This is a genomic window from Psychrobacter sp. TB55-MNA-CIBAN-0194 (assembly GCF_040309505.1).
Taxonomy (GTDB): Bacteria; Pseudomonadota; Gammaproteobacteria; order Pseudomonadales; family Moraxellaceae; genus Psychrobacter; species Psychrobacter fozii.
Genome location: NZ_JBEOOW010000512.1, coordinates 1 through 256, shown reverse-complemented (window position 1 = coordinate 256; position 256 = coordinate 1). Strand labels below are relative to the sequence as shown.

Here is a 256-nt window from a genome sequence, read left to right as displayed (position 1 = left end):
GCGTAGACCCTGCATTGGTTCCCTCAGTCAAAAATGCACTCTCCTGCCTGCCAGGAAATGAGGAGTTAATATGATTAATACCCCTGAAAACGACCTGTTTTCTCCAGTTGTTGTAGGACCTTATATCCTGAAAAATCGTATAATTATGGCACCTTTGACACGGGCTCGCTCGGCAGAAAGTATTGCCACATCTATGATGCAAGAGTATTACACACAGCGCTCATCGGCGGGTTTGATAATCAGTGAAGGGCTGAAC

Annotated in this window: 1 protein-coding gene; it reads left to right on the top strand. The window is 45.7% G+C overall.

The genetic code is table 11. From position 1 onward, the window contains the following. Positions 1-70: 70 nt before the first annotated feature. Positions 71-256 (top strand): oxidoreductase (locus tag AAEY75_RS16085; RefSeq protein ID WP_502944447.1); only part of this gene is annotated, 186 nt, incomplete at its 3' end.